This window comes from Pedobacter sp. GQ55 (assembly GCF_059758925.1).
In genome coordinates this window covers 258,646-277,156 of the sequence record NZ_JCAXEI010000005.1, presented here as the reverse complement: position 1 = coordinate 277,156, position 18,511 = coordinate 258,646, and the positions used below count along the sequence as shown (strand labels likewise).

11 protein-coding genes are annotated in these 18,511 nt (G+C 41.2%); 3 read left to right on the top strand and 8 right to left on the bottom strand.

Annotated features, from left to right (window positions below; translation table 11 throughout):
- Positions 1-130: 130 nt before the first annotated feature.
- The 7 genes from AC6CH7_RS15610 to AC6CH7_RS15580 form a co-directional block, all read right to left on the bottom strand.
- Complete coding sequence (locus AC6CH7_RS15610; protein ID WP_498263634.1) at positions 131-1,921, bottom strand: acyl-CoA dehydrogenase FadE; 1,791 nt, start codon at positions 1,919-1,921, stop codon at positions 131-133.
- 13 nt (positions 1,922-1,934) lie between these two features.
- Positions 1,935-3,113 (bottom strand): acetyl-CoA C-acyltransferase, encoded by a 1,179-nt coding sequence (locus AC6CH7_RS15605; protein WP_498263633.1) that lies wholly within the window; start codon positions 3,111-3,113, stop codon positions 1,935-1,937.
- 24 nt (positions 3,114-3,137) lie between these two features.
- Complete coding sequence (locus AC6CH7_RS15600; protein ID WP_498263759.1) at positions 3,138-5,501, bottom strand: 3-hydroxyacyl-CoA dehydrogenase/enoyl-CoA hydratase family protein; 2,364 nt, start codon at positions 5,499-5,501, stop codon at positions 3,138-3,140.
- A gap of 48 nt (positions 5,502-5,549) precedes the next feature.
- On the bottom strand, positions 5,550-6,005 hold the full coding sequence (locus AC6CH7_RS15595) for a MarR family winged helix-turn-helix transcriptional regulator (RefSeq protein WP_498263632.1): 456 nt from the start codon (positions 6,003-6,005) through the stop codon (positions 5,550-5,552).
- A 134-nt stretch (positions 6,006-6,139) separates the two neighbouring features.
- Positions 6,140-7,474: a DUF6089 family protein gene (locus AC6CH7_RS15590; protein WP_498263631.1), complete on the bottom strand. Its 1,335-nt coding sequence runs from the start codon at positions 7,472-7,474 to the stop codon at positions 6,140-6,142.
- A gap of 132 nt (positions 7,475-7,606) precedes the next feature.
- Positions 7,607-9,259 (bottom strand): gamma-glutamyltransferase, encoded by a 1,653-nt coding sequence (gene ggt / locus AC6CH7_RS15585; RefSeq protein ID WP_498263758.1) that lies wholly within the window; start codon positions 9,257-9,259, stop codon positions 7,607-7,609.
- Between the two features lie 31 nt (positions 9,260-9,290).
- Positions 9,291-11,075 carry an AMP-dependent synthetase/ligase gene (locus AC6CH7_RS15580; protein ID WP_498263630.1) on the bottom strand — a complete coding sequence of 595 codons (1,785 nt, stop codon included), beginning with the start codon at positions 11,073-11,075 and terminating at the stop codon, positions 9,291-9,293.
- Between the two features lie 639 nt (positions 11,076-11,714).
- Here AC6CH7_RS15580 and AC6CH7_RS15575 point away from each other — a divergent pair.
- Complete coding sequence (locus AC6CH7_RS15575; RefSeq protein ID WP_099439747.1) at positions 11,715-12,182, top strand: hypothetical protein; 468 nt, start codon at positions 11,715-11,717, stop codon at positions 12,180-12,182.
- A gap of 126 nt (positions 12,183-12,308) precedes the next feature.
- Here the strand turns inward: AC6CH7_RS15575 and AC6CH7_RS15570 are convergent, their stop codons facing one another.
- Positions 12,309-14,102, bottom strand: coding sequence for a M61 family metallopeptidase (locus AC6CH7_RS15570; RefSeq protein WP_498263629.1), 1,794 nt, complete (start codon positions 14,100-14,102; stop codon positions 12,309-12,311).
- A 205-nt stretch (positions 14,103-14,307) separates the two neighbouring features.
- Between AC6CH7_RS15570 and AC6CH7_RS15565 the strand changes: the two genes are divergently transcribed.
- Both AC6CH7_RS15565 and AC6CH7_RS15560 read left to right on the top strand, forming a co-directional pair.
- Positions 14,308-15,390 carry an efflux RND transporter periplasmic adaptor subunit gene (locus AC6CH7_RS15565; RefSeq protein ID WP_498263628.1) on the top strand — a complete coding sequence of 361 codons (1,083 nt, stop codon included), beginning with the start codon at positions 14,308-14,310 and terminating at the stop codon, positions 15,388-15,390.
- Between the two features lie 10 nt (positions 15,391-15,400).
- On the top strand, positions 15,401-18,505 hold the full coding sequence (locus AC6CH7_RS15560; protein ID WP_498263627.1) for an efflux RND transporter permease subunit: 3,105 nt from the start codon (positions 15,401-15,403) through the stop codon (positions 18,503-18,505).
- Positions 18,506-18,511 lie beyond the last annotated feature (6 nt).

Sequence of the window (18,511 nt, the reverse complement as noted above, 5' to 3'; positions counted from 1 at the left end):
GCGGGATGCTGAAATAAATTACCAATGACAAAGTGGTGATAACATGACCATTACAATCCATAAAAAACGCCCCTAATACTTTAGGGGCGCCCAGTTTATTTATGAAATGTTACTTCTAGTATAAAATAAGTTAGTAACAATATCTATTTGCAGCTATCAGCTGCTGTGCCACACTTTGGCGAACATTTTTAACATTAAACGGCTCTGCTTTAGTAAATCTGCGCAAGCCAACCATCATCATCCTCAGTTCATCACCTTCGGCAAACGCCCATAGCGCTTCTTTACCAGCCTTTTGAACCGCGTCAACAGCTTCCACAAAGTAAATGCGCATTAAATTCAACTGCCCCTCACATTCCTTTTCACCCCTGATACTTACCAGCTTCTCCGTTCTCAACATTGCCGATTCAGCTACATAAATATAGCTAGCCATATCAGCAATATTCATCAGAATCTCTTGTTCTTTAGACAAGCTCATCATCAGCTTCTGAACGGCAGCACCAGCAACCATTAACGTAGCCTTCTTAAGGTTTTTAATGGTTTTCTTTTCCGCAGCAAACAAAGTATCATCCTCTTCACCAAATTCAGGGATAGACATCAGCTCACCCGCAACAGCAGTTGCCGGAGTCATCAGATCCAGTTCGCCTTTCATTGCACGTTTCAACATCATGTCAACAGTAAGCAACCTGTTTATCTCATTGGTACCTTCAAATATCCGGTTAATCCGCGCATCGCGATAAGCCCTATCCATAGGCGCTTCCGCCGAGAATCCCATACCACCATAAATCTGCACACCTTCGTCAACCACATAATCTAACGCTTCAGATCCCCATACCTTCAAAATAGCACACTCAACAGCAAACTGCTCTGTAGATTTTAATTTCGCCTTACCGGCATCCATGCCACCCGCAACTAAAGTATCATATGCATCATCGATATTCTGACCCGCACGGTAATTAGCCGACTCCACAGCATAAACTTTAGAAGCCATCTCAGCAAGTTTATAGCGGATAGCACCATATTTAGAGATAGGCCTTTCAAACTGAATGCGCTCATTCGAATAATTAATAGCCGTATCTATAACAGATTTAGAAGCACCGATAGCTGCAGCTGCCAGTTTAATCCTTCCAATGTTTAAGATATTTACAGCAATTTTAAATCCGTTTTCGCGCTCAGATAACATGTTCTCAACAGGTACAGGGCAGTCGTTAAAAAACACCTGTCTGGTCGACGAACCTTTAATGCCCATCTTATGTTCTTCAGGGTTCATGGTAATGCCACCAAACTCACGCTCAACAATAAATGCGGTTAGGTTTTTATCGTCATCAATCTTGGCAAACACAATAAACACATTAGCGAAACCACCATTGGTAATCCACATTTTCTGACCATTGATCACATAGTGTTTACCATCAGCACTTAATTTTGCTTTTGTTTTACCAGAGTTGGCATCAGAACCGGAGTTTGGTTCAGTTAAGCAGTACGCTGCTTTCCATTCGCCAGTTGCCAGCTTAGGAATATATTTATCTTTTTGGGCAGCATTTCCATAATACAGAATAGGCAGAGTACCAATTCCCGTATGAGCAGAAAGCGCAACAGCAAAAGAGTGACCGGCACCAATAACATCAGCTACCAGCATAGAGGTGTTAAAGTTCTTTCCAAAACCGCCATATTCTTCAGGTATAGATACACCCAGAATACCCAGTTCTCCGGCTTTATCCATTAGCGAAGGCATCAACCCTTCTTCCTGCGTATCAATGCGATCAAGATTTGGATATATCTCTGCTGCAAGGAAATCTCGACAAGTTTGCGCAATCATTTTTTGCTCTTCATCAAATTCTTCAGGAATAAATACATCCTGATAAGTGGTTTCTGTTATCAAAAACTCTCCACCCTTAATAGTCTTTTTGTCTGTAGTTTCCATAATACCTATAAGATTAAAGCATTTCAAAAATACCGGCCGCACCTTGTCCGCTACCCACACACATGGTTACCATACCGTATTTTTGTTTTCTTCTTTTTAATTCATTAAACAACTGCACAGATAGCTTGGCACCGGTACACCCAAGCGGGTGACCAAGCGCAATGGCACCTCCGTTAACATTTAAAATATCTTTATTGATGCCTAATTCTCTAACAACCGCTAGCGACTGAGAGGCAAAGGCCTCATTCAATTCAATCAATTCAATCTGATCAAGCGTCATACCCGCTTGTTTCAAAGCTTTAGGGACGGCATAGATAGGCCCAATTCCCATAATGCGCGGAGGCACCCCGGCAATGCCATAGCTTATCAAACGTGCAATAGGCTCAACACCCAGCTCTTTCATTTTCTTTTCAGAAACAACCAGTACAAACGCAGCACCATCAGATGTTTGAGAAGAATTACCTGCAGTAATACAACCATCAGCAGCAAATACAGGTTTCAATTTAGCCAGTTTCCCTACCGAAGTATCTGCTCTTGGTCCTTCATCAGTATCCACTACATAGCTTCTGGTTTTCTTTTTCATGTCGGCATCCAGGTAGTTTTCATTTACCGTAATTGGCAAAAGCCCATCTTTCAAATGACCGTTCTTAATGGCTTCAACAGCCTTCTGATGCGAGTGATAAGAAAACTCATCCTGATCTTCCCTACTCACATTATATTCTTTGGCAACTGCCTCAGCAGTTAAGCCCATTCCCCAATACCAATCCGGATTAACCCTGGCAACCTCGGCATTCGGAACGACCTTCCAACCGCCAAAAGGCATACCCGACATCACTTCAACCCCACCGGCAACAATGCAATCGGCCATGCCGCTTTTAATTTTGGCTACCGCCGTAGCAATAGTTTCCAAGCCCGATGCACAATACCGGTTAACCGTAACACCTGGTACTTTATCCGTACCTAAACCCATCAGCGATATCATACGACCAATATTTAGTCCCTGTTCTGCTTCAGGCGTAGCATTACCTACAATCACATCATCAATTTGCTCATTATCCAGATTGGGTATAGATGCTACCAAATGCCTGATTACTTCAGCTGCCAGATCATCTGCCCTCGTAAAACGAAATACACCACGAGGGGCTTTGCCTACTGCGGTACGATATCCTGCTATAATATATGCTTCTTGCATGTCTTATCTTTTTTAATCAAAAAATTAATTTCTTAATGGCTTGCCTTTAGTTACAATACTCTGAATCCGTTCAAGCGTTTTCCTTTCGCCGCAAAGCGATAAAAACACTTCCCTTTCCAAATCCAGTAAATACTGTTCTGTTACTTCTGTTGGCGATGAAAGATCACCTCCGCACATTACCCAACCTAATTTCTCAGAGATCTTTTTATCATGCTCGGAGATGTAATGGCCCGAATACATGGTATTAGCACCTGCATAAACAATGCCTAAGCCTTGTTTACCCAAAACTTTAATATCCTTACGCTGAACCGGCTTGGTATAACCTGCATCGGCAAGTTCAATTGCCTTAGCCTTGGCATCTGCAATTAACCTGCTCCTGTTCATAGAAATAGAATATTTACCTTTCTGCAAGTAACCCAGCTCAAAAGCCTCAACAGCCGAGGTAGAAACTTTAGCCATACCTATAGTTAAAAACCTATCTTTAAGCACATTTTGAACAATCTGATCGTCATTATACTCATCAGATGCCCTTAAAGCAAACTCCTTGGTACCACCACCACCGGGTATAACCCCTACACCAAACTCAACCAAACCCATATAGGTTTCGGCATTAAGCTGCACGTGATCAGCATGTAAGCTGAACTCGCACCCACCACCAAGTGTAAGGTTATGTGGCGCAACAACTACCGGGATAGATGAATACCTGATGCGCATAGAAGTATTCTGGAACGTCTTTATCGCCATATTCAACTCGTCCCACTCCTGCTCAACCACCATCATAAAGATCATCCCTACGTTGGCCCCGGCCGAGAAGTTTGCACCATCATTTCCAATAATCACCCCCCTATAATCCTGCTCTGCCATATCAATGGCTTTATTAATGGCCTGTAAAGTATCGCCACCAATGGTATTCATTTTAGAATGAAACTCTACGTTAATAATTCCATCGCCCAAATCAATAATGGATGCACCGGAGTTTTTCCAGATCACCTTGTTGGCCCTTAAATTATCCAGAATAATAAATGCCTCTGTACCTGGCACCGCTTTATAGCTTTTAGTAGGGATGTCATAATATTTACGAACCCCATCTTCTACCTTGTAAAACGATGTATTACCCGCAGCAAGCATTTCATGAACCCAAGCCGCAGCCTCGTGTCCATATTTTTTCATGCCCTCAATAGATTCTGCTATACCTACGGCATCCCAAACTTCAAACGGACCTAAGTCCCATCCAAAACCTGCACGCATGGCATCATCAATTCTATATAGTTCATCAGATATCTCTGGAATCCTGTCAGATACATATTCGAACAAGCCAAAAAACGAAGCCCTGAAAAGCTCGCCTGCTTTGTCTTTACCCGCAGCAAACACCTTCATTCTGTCTCTTACGTTTTCAATCGGTTTGGTCAAATCCAGCGTAGCCGATTTAACTTTTACCTGCGGTCTGTATTCAAGTGTTTTTAAGTCAAGGGCAAGAATTTCTGTTTTGCCTTCTGCAGTTTTTGTTTTCTTATAGAAACCCTGATTGGTTTTATCACCGAGCCATTTATTGGCTTCCATCTTTTCTACATAAGCCGGAAGCTTAAAAAGATCGTGTGCTTTATCATCCGGACAATTATCATAAAGTCCTTTGGCAACTTTAATCATGGTATCTAGCCCTACCACATCAGTAGTACGGAAAGTTGCCGATTTTGGTCGGCCCAAAGCCGGACCGGTATATTTATCTACCTCTTCTACCGTCAGCTCCATCTTTTCAACCAGATGTAGCAATGCCATAATAGAATACACACCAACCCTGTTCGCTATAAATGCAGGCGTATCTTTACATAAAACCGTGGTTTTACCTAAAAACTTATCGCCATAATGCATCAAGAAATCTACCAGCTCAGGTTTGGTATGCGCAGTAGGTATAATTTCAAGTAGCCTTAAGTAACGAGGGGGATTAAAGAAATGCGTTCCGCAGAAATTAGCTTTAAAATCGTCACTTCTGCCTTCAGCCATCATATGAATAGGGATTCCGGAAGTATTTGAAGTAACCAAAGTACCCGGTTTACGATGCTGCTCTACCTGCTCAAAGACTTTTTTCTTAATATCCAGATTCTCTACAACGACTTCTATTATCCAATCGCAACCTGCAATTTTAGCCATATCATCATCAAAATTACCAGTAGTAATTTTGTTAAGTACCTTTTTGGAATAAACTGGCGAGGGATTGGTTTTTACAGCGGTTTGCAATGCGGTATCAACGATACCATTTCTTGGCCCCTCTTTTGGCACAATATCTAACAGCAAGACCTCAACACCTATATTTGCAAAGTGACAGGCAATACGCGATCCCATAATTCCGGATCCCAATACCGCTACCTTATTTATCTTTTTGTTTATCATTTCCATCAGTATATTTTTGCTTTTAATGATTATCAAGCTGTTACCTGGTTAGCCTTTATTTCCTCCGTTTTCTTCAGGTATTTTATAAGCTAAAGTCAGTTTATTTAGTTTCTGTAAGGATAGTATCAAATTGTTCTTCTCGTGGGAGTTTAGATTTTCATTTAAATACTCATTAAATGAAATAACAACCCCTTTTGCCAGCTGCCTTTTCTCGCGACCAAAATCAGTAAGGTAAACTTTAACCGATCGCTTATCCCCAGCAGAAGTTTCTCTGTATATTAACCCCAGTTCTTCCATATTGTTTAGCATTCTGGACAAACTCGTTGCCTTGACCCCAAGTAAACCTGCAAGCTGAGATACTGCCGTCCCCTCTTTGTCAATATTAATTAATACATAACCAATTGCCTGCGTTATTCCGAATCCGGACGCGATCTGGTTATAGGTATTGGCCATGTTTTGCCACACTACCTTTAAAAAATAGTCTATTGTCTCCTGTTGTTTCATTAAATACTATGCTTGCATAACAAAGCTATTGAAATAATAATTAGTTTGCAAGTATAATTTACAAAATATTATATCATAAAAAACCCCACTCTATTCTTTTAGAGTGGGGTTTTTAAACTTAATACTGTTTCAGACTAGTAAAGCGTAAACTCTACCCTTCTGTTTTTCTGACGGCCTGCTGCAGTTTTGTTACTTGCAATAGGCTGACTCTCGCCGTATCCAGTCGCCTCAACACGAGAAGCATTAGCTCCTTGAGACACTAAATAAGCTTTTACAGATTCTGCTCTAGCTTTTGATAATCTCATATTTAACGCATCAGATCCTGTATTATCAGTATGACCCGCTAATTTTAAACTAAAGTTTTTCTCAACCAATAGCGCAGCTACACGATTTAAAGTAGCATATGATTTTGATCTGATTGTAGCTTTACCCAAATCAAATTCTAAGTTTTTAATTGCATCAGCAACAACCTTGCGATCAGCTTCTGTAATAACAACTTTTTCAACCGGAGCTGGTACTTTTAACGGACATCCAGATCCATCAACTACAGTTCCTGCAGGAGTATCCGGGCATTTATCCAATTTATCGGCAACACCATCACCATCTGTATCTTTCAACAGATCGTTCATTTCGCCTCTTAATTTCTGGTTTTCAGCTTTCTGAGCTTCAAGATCGCCTTTCAATGCATTGGCCGTTTGCTTAGCCTGTAACGCCTCATCATAAGTTAAAGCTACAGGATTATGCCATGCCAGTTGTTTCTGACCGCTACCCAAAGCAAACTCTAAACCACCATAAGCATATGAGTATTTATCATTGCTTCCGCGATAATAACCATCAAGATTGTCGTCATCAACGTAGTTCATTGTCCAGCCTAAATCAAGGTTCATCCTGTCAGACAATTTAAATTTAGCACCAACACCAACCGGAATAACCAGTTCATTAAGTGTTTCGCCGTTTTTAAAGTCAGCCAACTCACCACCACCAGTGGCAGTTTTAACTTTATAACCAGCAACACCGGCACCAGCTGAGGCATATAACTGCAATGCATTGTTTTTATTAAACATATCAATATTAAACAAATTCACTACAGCATTTAAGCTTGCCGAATAATCCAGAGTAGTTTCGAAAGCACTGATCGGGCTATCGTTTACCGCTCCACTTTTATATGGTTCCGAATTATCACCAGTCAATTTACCTCTTACCCCATCTAAACGCAGTGAGAAATATGGTGTAAATTGTTTTTTAATGTATAATCCGTAACCGAAGTTGCTTTTCCAATTAGAGAAATCATTTTTCCCTCCTAGTGGAGAAATTGGCGCTAATGCACCGCCATTTATACCAATAGACCACGTATTTAATTTATTTGCATCGCTAGTTGTTACCCCTGTTGAATCCTGAGCCTGAACTGCACCGCCAACAAACAGCGCTGCAACAGCTAAGGGTAAACATTTAAATAGTCTTAGTTTCATAGATCGAGTTTTTAAATAATTATCGGAATCTTTTTAATTCCAGTTCAATTATTCAATACTCAGGCCAAACAGCCAAAACCATCTTTAACAGGTCTTTAGAGATAAAGCCACTGTGCTATATACTATACAAAACTACCATGCAGCAATGCTGTCATCGCCACGAGGGTCGGCACCCCCCTGATAATATCCCCACTTGGTTTTCAATATCGCATCTACCCTGCCTATTGGTCCGCGAGGGATAATATTGTACCCTTTAGCCTTAAGTTTTAGCACAGTTAAGCTATCAAGCGTATTTTCTTCAGTATAAACCTCATCAGGTAACCACTGATGATGAAACTTTTTGGCCGACACAGCCTGTTGCATATTTTTATCAAACTCTATTACATTTAATATCGTTTGAAAAACCGAAGTAATAATGGTTGAACCACCGGGTGTACCTACTACCATAAACAGCTTACCATCTTTTTCGATAATGGTTGGCGTCATGGAGCTTAGCATACGCTTGCCTGGTGCAATGGCATTGGCTTCGCCACCAACCAAACCATACATATTAGGCGTTCCGGGCTTTACGGAGAAATCATCCATTTCGTTGTTCAACAAAAAACCCGCTCCTTTTACAACTACAGCTGCACCGTAGGATCCGTTTAATGTTGTAGTTATTGATACCGCGTTTCCATCCCTGTCTACAATAGAGAAGTGTGTGGTTTCCTCATGCTCAGGGGTATTTAATTTACCTTCTTTAACTTCTGCACTTAGCGTTGCCCTGTTCCAGCTAAAGTTGCTCATCCTGCTTTTTATATAAGCATAATCTACAAGCTGCTGCTCCGGCACTTTAAAAAAATCAGGATCTCCAAGATAGGCAGCCCTATCAGCATATACCCGACGTTCGGCCTCAACCACCAATTGAACTGTGGAATCAGCATTTAAACCCCACCTTTTTAAGGGATAAGCCTCTACCGATTTAAGCAACTGCAACAAAGCAATACCACCACTTGACGGCGGAGGCATCGTAATAATTTTATATTCTTTATAGTTACCTATCGTGGGCTTACGCCAAACTGCCTTGTAGTTTTTAAGGTCTTCTTTGGAGATAATGCCTTGTCCGCGTTGCATTTCGGCTATTAAGCTATCGGCAACAGCACCTTCATAAAACCCGGCGCGGCCATGATCTCTAATCTGCTCCAAAGTATTGGCCAGCTCTTGCTGCTGCAAAACATCACCCTCAACCCAATCGCCTGCTTTCAAAAAAGCAGTACCATCTGGATTGAATTTGGTAAACGTTTCTTTTAATCCGTTAAGCTCTCTGGCCTGCCTGGCACTTACTTTAAAACCATTTCTTGCCAATTCTATAGATGGTTCAATTAAATCGGCCCATTTCAGTTTACCATATTTTTGATGTGCTTCAACCATTCCGGCTACAGAGCCGGGAACACCGGCAGCCAGATGGCCGTATAAACTTTTATCGGTAATGGCATTACCGGCAGAATCTAAGTACATGTCTCTTGATGACAATGCTGCTGCTTTTTCTCTAAAATCTAAACTATTGGTTTCTCCAGAAGCAGATCGATAAACCATAAAGCCACCACCACCCAGGTTACCGGCATTAGGATAAACTACTGCCAGTGCAAACTGTACGGCAACCGCAGCATCAACCGCGTTACCGCCTTTTTTTAAAATACCAAGGCCAACCTTAGAGGCAAGCGGACTGGCAGCAACCACCATTCCGTTTCTATACTGGTTGCTGTTATGCTTTCCAAGCTGTCCCCCAACACACCCCGATAGCATTAATCCTGTAATTAAAGCTAATACAATGTTCCTATGTGTGTTTCTCTTCTTTGTAATTCTCCGCGTCAGCATAAATTTTCTCTATAATATCTTTATTCTTTTCCAGAATAACTTTCCGTTTCAAACTTAGCTTAGGGGTAAGTTCACCCCCGTCAATACTCCATTGTTTCGGCAACAGGGCGAAGCGCTTAACCTGCTCCCACTTACCAAATTCTTTACCAGATAACTCAACGATTTGCTGGAACTTTTCTAACACATTCGGATCCTTTGCCATTTCAGCATCGGTAGTATACCCAATTCCCTTTTTCTCTGCCCAGGTCTTTAACGCTACAAAATTAGGAACAATTAAAGCAGATGGAAACTTACGATTTTCGCCCAATACCATCACCTGTTCCACCAAAGGAGTTTCCTTAAATTTATTCTCTATCATTTGAGGGGCCACGTACTTGCCACCTGCCGTTTTAAATATCTCTTTTTTACGGTCTGTGATTTTCAAAAACTTACCACCTACCAGCTCACCAATATCTCCGGTATGAAACCAACCATCTTTATCTATAGTTTCGGCAGTCAGGTCATCGCGCATGTAGTAGCCTTTCATAATGTCGTGGCCGCGCGCCAAAACTTCTCCATCTTCGGCAATCTTTACCTCTACCCCTTTAATTGCAGGCCCAACGGTACCAAACATGGTATTACCGAAATGGTTTACTGTAATTACCGGTGATGTTTCGGTTAGTCCGTAACCTTCAAATACCGGCATATCTGCCGCCCAGAAGATTCTTGCCAACCGCGGATTTAATGCCGCGCCGCCCGAAACAATAACAATGATGTTGCCACCCAAGGCTTCCTGCCATTTTTTAAATACCAATTTTCTGGCAATGCCTAATTTAAAATTATAGAACCATCCGCTTTCAATTTCATACTTCTCTGCCAGGGCTACCGACCAAAAGAAGATTCCCCTTTTAATACCGGTAAGCGCTTTGCCTTTTTCCATGATCTTTTCGTATACTTTTTCCAATAATCTTGGAACGGTAGAGAAAACGGTAGGTTTTACAAATTGAATATCAGCCACAATAGTATCCATACTCTCGGCATAATAAACCGCTGTATTGCTGTACATGTACAGGTAAACAACCATCCGTTCAAAAATATGAGACAGCGGCAGGAAGCTCAAACCCGTTGTAATTCCTTCTGGCAAAAGCACCGCTGAATTCTCGAAATTTTTAACCAGGTTATCATGCGTGAGCATCACTCCCTTAGGTGTTCCGGTTGTTCCCGAAGTATAGATAAGTGTGAGGATATCCTCAGGTTTTATTTGATTTCTATACTCATCAAGATTTAGCTGAGCTTGTGTTGCACCATCATCTAACAATACAGACCAATTATCGGCACCCGGCACGTTATTAAACGTGTATACTTTTATGTCCGAACTCAGTTCTGCACATACGTTTTTTAGTTTTTTATAAAGGGCTTCATCGGCTGCAAACACAACCGTAACGGCTGCATTTTCAAGAATAAACTTGATGTCGTGCTCTGCGAGGGTTGGGTAAAGTGGTATCTGATACGCACCTATTTGCATGATGGCGAAATCGGTGATATTCCACTCAGGTCTGTTTGGTGAGATCACCGCTACCCTGGATTCTTTTCCTATTCCGATGCCAATCAGGCCACGACTCAGTGCATCTACGGTATCACAAAACTTTTGGGTACTGTATTTTACCCACTTTCCGTTTATTTTACCACTAACAAATTCTTCCTTTGGAAATTTCTCTAAATTGTATTGAAGCAAGTCGAATACTCTTGTTATCGTTACAGCCATGGTACTTCGCTTAATATTTATATTATAGGAATTTGGTTCACAAAGGATATGCCCATATATTCTTCCTCTACGCCCCTTGTTTTCCAAACTTAACTAAAAATAATCAATATTATTTTACAATTGTAGTGTGATTTTGGTCATTTTTAGGAGGAGGATAATGAACAATTCATCATGCCACAACTTGTCATTCTTTCCCGTCTTGGCCACTCGGTCATCTCTTTTGGTTAGCCAAAGGAGATGACCGAGTATGATATAGTATAACGAATTGTTTAAACTGTCGTTGTTAATACGACAGGGAGAGAAATTTCATCAAAAACATCTATTAGCATTGTTTAAACATATCTAAGTTCAGGCATTTCTCAAATGTATCTCAAAGGTTGTTCAATAGCATTTGGTAGATTTCACCAAATTCTAATCTCTTCCTGAGCCAAATACATCAGGCAGGTCAAAATGGAATAGGTTACAGTTATCGTATAGCAATGTCATCAGTTTTACACTTATATCTCAATATAATACGGGCAATTTCCCTTTTTCACAGAACTACCTCGCTGAAAACCAGTATTTATAATTTGAATGTCATGCCGTGGCACAATAGTTGCTATCATGCTTTCATCTAATAAAAAGTTAAAAACAGACATTATGAAAAAATTAATCTTTACTCTATTTTGTTGTACAGCATTGCTAGCATTAACATCAAATGTGGCTAATGCTCAAAGTTATAAAACTGCACTAGGTATGCGTATTGATGCTGGCGACGGTTCAACCGGCGTTGGTTTTAACGTAAAACACTTCTTCTCTAGAAATGGTGCAGTTGACGCTAACCTTATCTTTTTTGACGGAAACGTTGTTGGTTTAGGTGCTGAATTTCAATACCAAGCTCCAATTGCAGGCGCAAGAGGATTAGACTGGTACTTGGGTGTTGGTCCGAATTTCTTGTTTGGAAAACATTCAACTGCAGTTCAACTTAGACCTACTGCTGGTTTAGATTTTAAAATCCCAAATGCACCAATTGATTTTGCATTTGACTGGCGCCCAATGTTTACCCTTAATCAAGGAACAGAATTTACCGCGGCACGTTTCGGTATTTCATTACGTTATGCGTTCTAGATAAAACTACACATCTTCCCTATTGAAAAACAGCAAGGGCTGCGAATATGAATTCGCAGCCCTTGCTGTTTATGTGCTTTTACGTTAAATGCCCAGTTAAAGCGATCGTCATGCTGAAGGAATAGGTTATTTGCCCGAAAGCCATCGAGTTCTAACAGCCTTTTCAGCATCAGTAGCATCTGCATTAAGCGATGTTACCAATTTAACATTCGGATTAGCCTTTAAAGTAAGTTTAATATCCCTTACCAAACCATCTCTTCTAATCGTTACAGTAATCACATCGCCAACATTTTTACTGGCAACAACCGGCATTTTCTCGATGGCAACTTCAACAGGCACACCATCAACAGTGACTACCTGATCATTCACGTTTAAGCCACCATCCCAGGCAGAAGAATTGCGCGAAACAGCCGATACAATAATGTCACCCTCTACTTTTTTAGACGCCACACCTAAATACGGAATACTTTTACCTTCATTTTCGTCTACAACACTAATACCCGCATAGCCAAAGTATTTTCTGTATTCAATAGCATCCGTTCCATTTACATATTTAGCCCAGAAGTCAGTAAAGCTGATGCCACTCACTTTCTCTACCATAGCCTTAAATTCAGCATCCGTATAACCTCTGCCCAGTTTTTTATAATACTCATGATACATGGCTTTCATTACATCGTCCAAACTCTTGGCTCCTTTTGTAGCATGAGCAATTTCGATGTCCATAAGCATGCCTACAACCTCGCCTTTGCTGTAATAAGAAATGGTGGCGTTGTTAGAGTTTTCATTAGGACGGTAGGCTTTAATCCATGCATCATAACTCGCTTCGGCGGCCGACTGCACTTTAGCACCCGGTGTGTTTACCACATTAGCAATAGCAGTTGCAAGCGCCTGTGCCGTTTCATCAACAGTAAAAAAGCCAGCACGGTGCGTTAGTTTATTCTCGTAATACGAGGTAAAACCTTCGGCAACCCAAAGGTTTGTGGTATAGTTTTCATTGTCGTAATCAAACGGACCTAAGGCTACAGGACGTAAGCGTTTTACATTCCAAAGGTGATAATACTCGTGCGCAACAAGATTTAAAAAATCTTTATAGCCTTTTGCATCCGCATATTTATCTCTGGATGCACCAAGTACGGTAGAGTTTAAATGCTCCAGACCACCACCTCCAACAGAGCGGTTGTGCACAATAAAAGTATAATGTTTGTTTGGATTTTCGCCATAAATAGCCGTTCCCTGTTCAACAACCTTAGCCATGTCTATCTTTAATTTGTCCTTATCATAGTTCCCACCGCCATACATAGCCACCTCGTGTTTAACACCAGACGCAGTAAATTCAAAAACATCCTGATTACCTACTTCAATAGGGCTATCAAACAAAATATCGAAGTTCGATGCTGTATAAGTAAACGGTTTTCCACTTACAGGTTCCAAGCCTGTTGAGACCTTTTCCCAACCTTTAAAAGGGTTTACTTTAACCGTGCTTGGTAGGCTTAACATGCCATCAGGATACATAAATATTCCGGTGCTAGATAAAAAAGCATGACTTTCATCGACAAAAGAGGTACGCACAGATATTTCAAAAGCATACACACGATACTTGATTTTGATGTTTTTTGCTTTTGCGGAGTACACTCTCCAGGCATTTTTTGTTACTTTCTCAAACTTAACAGGTTTATCGTTTGCTGTGGCCGAAAAGCCTTCCACATTTTTTGCAAATTCACGAACCAAGTAAGATCCCGGCGCCCATACAGGCATTTTAACGTCAACATAATCCTTAGTTAATCCTGAAATGTTCATTTCCATTTCAACGTAATGTGCCTGTGGTTCAATGAAATTTACCTCGAACCCAATCTTTACCTGCGACTTAGCTGTCATACTTATTGATAGTAATACGATTAATCCTGCCAATGATGTTTTCATCAAAAATTCTTTATTATATAAGTTAGTTGTTTTTTACTGTGCCAAACTTAGATAAAAGTGCTTAAAATAGTGTATATTTTATGTACCGTTTAATATGCTCGTAAGTAAAATATTACGTTAATGGGGCTGTAACATCCTTAATACAAGGGTTGTGGGGCACCATATTTGAATATTTTTGTACGCTAACAAAGTCAACACAGCCAATATGAAGCTCAAGTATATCGTTTATGCCCTAATTGTTTTAGGGTTTCTTTATTTTATCTATTACAGGATTTCGGCCAATAAGGCGATCGAAAATTCAGGTGGCGGCAAAGGCGGAGGCAAAGGTGCCAAAGGCGGCGCACCAACAATGAATGTAAATGGCGTTGTGGTAAACACTGCTGCTTTTAACAACGATCTTGAAATAACAGGGGCTATTGAAGCCAACGAGGCTGTAACGTTAAAAAGTGAGGTATCTGGCCTGGTTACCGGAATTAATTTTAAGGAAGGCACCAACGTAAGTAAAGGGACATTGCTGGTAAAAATTAACGACAGAGATATACAGGCACAGCTACAAGACGCGCTTACCAAAGAACGATTATCTGCTACTAACGAAGCCCGTGCAAAGCAGCTTTTGCAAAAGGGAGCAATTAGTCAGGAAGAGTATGATACCTCGCTTGCCGATCTGCAATCACTTAAGTCGCAAACGCAATTGATCCGTGCACAATTGGCTAAAACATCTATATATGCCCCTTTTAGCGGTAAAATTGGGTTGCGCTCTATTTCGGTTGGCGAGTATATTACCCCTGCCAGTGTTATTGCAAACCTGCTTAGCATAGACCCGATTAAAATAAACTTCGCGGTTCCTGAAAAATATGTAGGCCAGATCAAATTACACTCAGAGATCTCGTTTAGAACAGATGGATCTGCAAAATCTTACACCGGGAAGGTATTTGCTATTGAACCGGGAATAAATTCGCAAACAAGAACATTACAGATTAAAGCATTGGCGCCTAACCCGAATAACGAGTTGCTGCCTGGTGCTTTTGCAAGGATTAAATTAGCACTTACCACTTTAAACGATGCTATTTTAATTCCTAACGAGGCTATAATTCCGGTGCTTGACGGGAAGACGGTGTTTGTAAGTAAGGGCGGACAGGCGCAGCAGGTTTCTGTTGAGGCAGGTACCCGTACGGCAAAAGCCATCGTGATTACTTCGGGACTAAAAGTTGGTGATACAGTTTTAACCACAGGTGCCATGGCTCTTAAAACAGGGACACCGGTACATGTAACAGTTACTAAAAACTAAGAGCGGCAGGATGAGTATTTCGACCACGAGTATAAAAAGGCCCGTTTTGGCCATTGTAATGAACCTGATGATTCTTTTGTTTGGAGTTATCGGCTATAACTTTTTAGGAGTTAGGGAATTCCCGAATATTGACCCTACGGTGGTTTCTGTGCGGACTTCTTATCCGGGTGCCAACTCTGATATTATTGAATCGCAGATCACTGAACCGCTTGAAAAATCTATTAACGGTATTGATGGGATCAGGAATATTTCTTCCTCAAGTAATCAGGGCAGTAGCAATATTACCATAGAGTTTAACCTGGATAAAAATATAGATGATGCGGCCAATGATGTGCGTGATAAGGTATCGCAGGCTGCAAGGAGTTTACCTAAAGATATTGATGGTAATCCGGTTGTAAGTAAGGCCGATGCCAACTCGGATGCGGTAATTACGATGACCATTCAGAGCGACAAGCGTAATGTGACGCAGCTAAGTGATTATGCGGAAAACGTAATTTCCGATAGATTGCAGACCATAACCGGGGTGAGTAGTATACAGATAATGGGCCAGAGAAAATATGCCATGCGTATTCGCATCGACCCGAATAAACTGGCCGCTTACGGCTTAACCTCGCAGGATATCGTTACTGCTTTAGACAGGGAAAACGTAGAGTTGCCCTCTGGCAAAATTACGGGTGCAAGTACGGAGCTCATTATAAAAACCCTAGGCAAGCTGACCAACGAAGAAGAATTTAATGACCTGATCCTGAAAAATGATTCGGACAACGTGGTTCAGTTAAAAGATGTTGGCTATGCGGTTCTGGGTTCTGAAAACGAAGAAACAGTTCTAAGGGAGTCGGGAAAGCCAATGGTTGCTGTTGGCTTGGTTCCCCAGCCGGGGGCTAATTACCTCGATATTTCCAAAGAGTTTTACAAGCGGTTTGAACAGCTTCAAAAAGATATACCACAGGATATAAAACTTAATGTTTCACTGGATACTACCCGGTTTATCCAAAGCTCGGTTACTGAGGTTGCCGAGACGATTATCCTGTCGCTGATTCTGGTTATTCTGATCATTTACCTATTCTTTAGGGATTGGGCAATTGCAATGAGGCCGCTGATAGATATTCCCGTATCGCTGGTCTTTACGTTTTTTATCATGTACATTTTTGGGTTTTCTATAAATGTATTGTCGCTGCTGGCAATTGTATTGGCCACGGGTTTGGTGGTTGATGATGGTATTGTGGTAACAGAAAACATCTTTAAAAAAGTGGAAGAGGGCTACTCGCCTTTTGAAGCCGCAATTAAAGGTTCTAATGAGATCTTTTTTGCCGTTATTTCAATTTCAGTAACTCTGGCTGCAGTGTTTTTACCGGTTATATTTTTGCAGGGCTTTGTAGGCCGGCTGTTTAGGGAGTTTGGGGTGGTAATTGGCGCCGCAGTGCTCATATCGGCATTTGTATCGCTTACACTAACACCGATGCTAAATGCTTACCTGATGAAAAAAAGCGGGCACAAAAAATCCAAATTCTACGACATGACCGAGCCATACTTTGTGGCCATGAATGATTGGTACGAAGAAAAACTAAACAAGTTTTTGGATAGAAGGTGGCTTGCTTTGCCTATTATTTTGGTTTGTTTAGGCCTTATTGTTTTGTTTTGGAAGATATTACCTAAAGAAACGGCTCCTTATGACGACAGAAGTGCAATTAACATGAACCTGAGCTTGCCTGAAGGCTCTTCTTTTGCCTATACGGATGACTTTGTTGGTAAGGTCGCGCAAATGGTTCAGGATTCTGTACCGGAAAAGAAAGTGGCCATTACGGTTACCTCGCCGGGTTTTGGTGGTTCGGCATCTACAAATAGTGGATTTGTAAGAATGGGCTTAACTGACCCGGGAGAAAGGCAACGTTCGCAAGCTGATATTACCAATGCTTTGACAAAAATTACCAGGAAATACACTGAAGGAAAAGTGGTTGTAACACAACAGCCTACTATTTCGGTTGGTCGTAGAGGCGGCTTGCCTATCAATTATATTATACAGGCGCAGAATTTTGAAAAGCTAAGAGAAAAAGTGCCTCTGTTTATGGATGAGGTGGCTAAGGACCCTACTTTTACTACTTCTGATGTGAACCTGAAATTTAATAAGCCCGAAATTGACTTAACTATTGACAGGGCTAAGGCTAAAAACCTGGGGGTTTCTGTTGCAGATATTGGTTCTGCTTTGCAACTGGGCTTAAGCGGTCAGCGTTTTTCTTACTTCTTTATGAACGGAAAGCAGTACCAGGTTATTGGTCAGTTTGAGGTTGGTGACAGGAAAGATCCGCTTGATCTTAGCTCTGTATATGTGCGAAACGATAAAGGTGAGTTGATTCAGATTGACAACCTGGTTTCGAGTAAAGAAGAGAGTAGTCCGCCGCAGCTATTCCGTAACAACCGCTTTACCGCAGCAACCGTTTCGGCAGGTTTGGCACCTGGTAAAAGTATTGGCGATGGTTTGGATGCAATGGACAGGATATCGGCTAAAGTACTGGATGAAACCTTTTCTACAGATTTAGGTGGTGAGTCGAGGGATTTTAGAGAGAGCTCATCTAATACTTCTTTCGCCTTTGGCCTTGCATTATTACTGGTTTACCTGATCCTTGCGGCTCAGTTCGAAAGTTTTAAAGATCCTATTATCATTATATTAACGGTACCGATGGCTGTAGCCGGGGCATTTTTATCCCTGTGGTTATTTGGCCAAAGCTGGAATATTTTTAGCCAGATTGGCACCATTATGCTGATCGGATTGGTAACTAAGAACGGCATTTTGATTGTTGAATTTGCTAATCAGCTTAAAGAAAAGGGCAAGAGTGTTCATGATGCAATTAGAGAGGCTTCTGTATCGAGGTTAAGACCTATTTTGATGACCAGTTTAGCCATTGCCATTGGTGCGCTTCCTATTGCAATGGCATTAGGTGCAGCTGCAAAAAGCAGGATGGGTATGGGTATTGTGATTGTTGGTGGTACTATATTCGCGCTGATTCTTACGCTGTTTGTTATCCCCGCTATTTATTCGTTCTGGTCTAAAGAGCACAAGGAAAATTCGGAACTAAAAGAGTCTTTAATCGCTGCGTTGAAAACGGAAAATGTATAAGTGGCC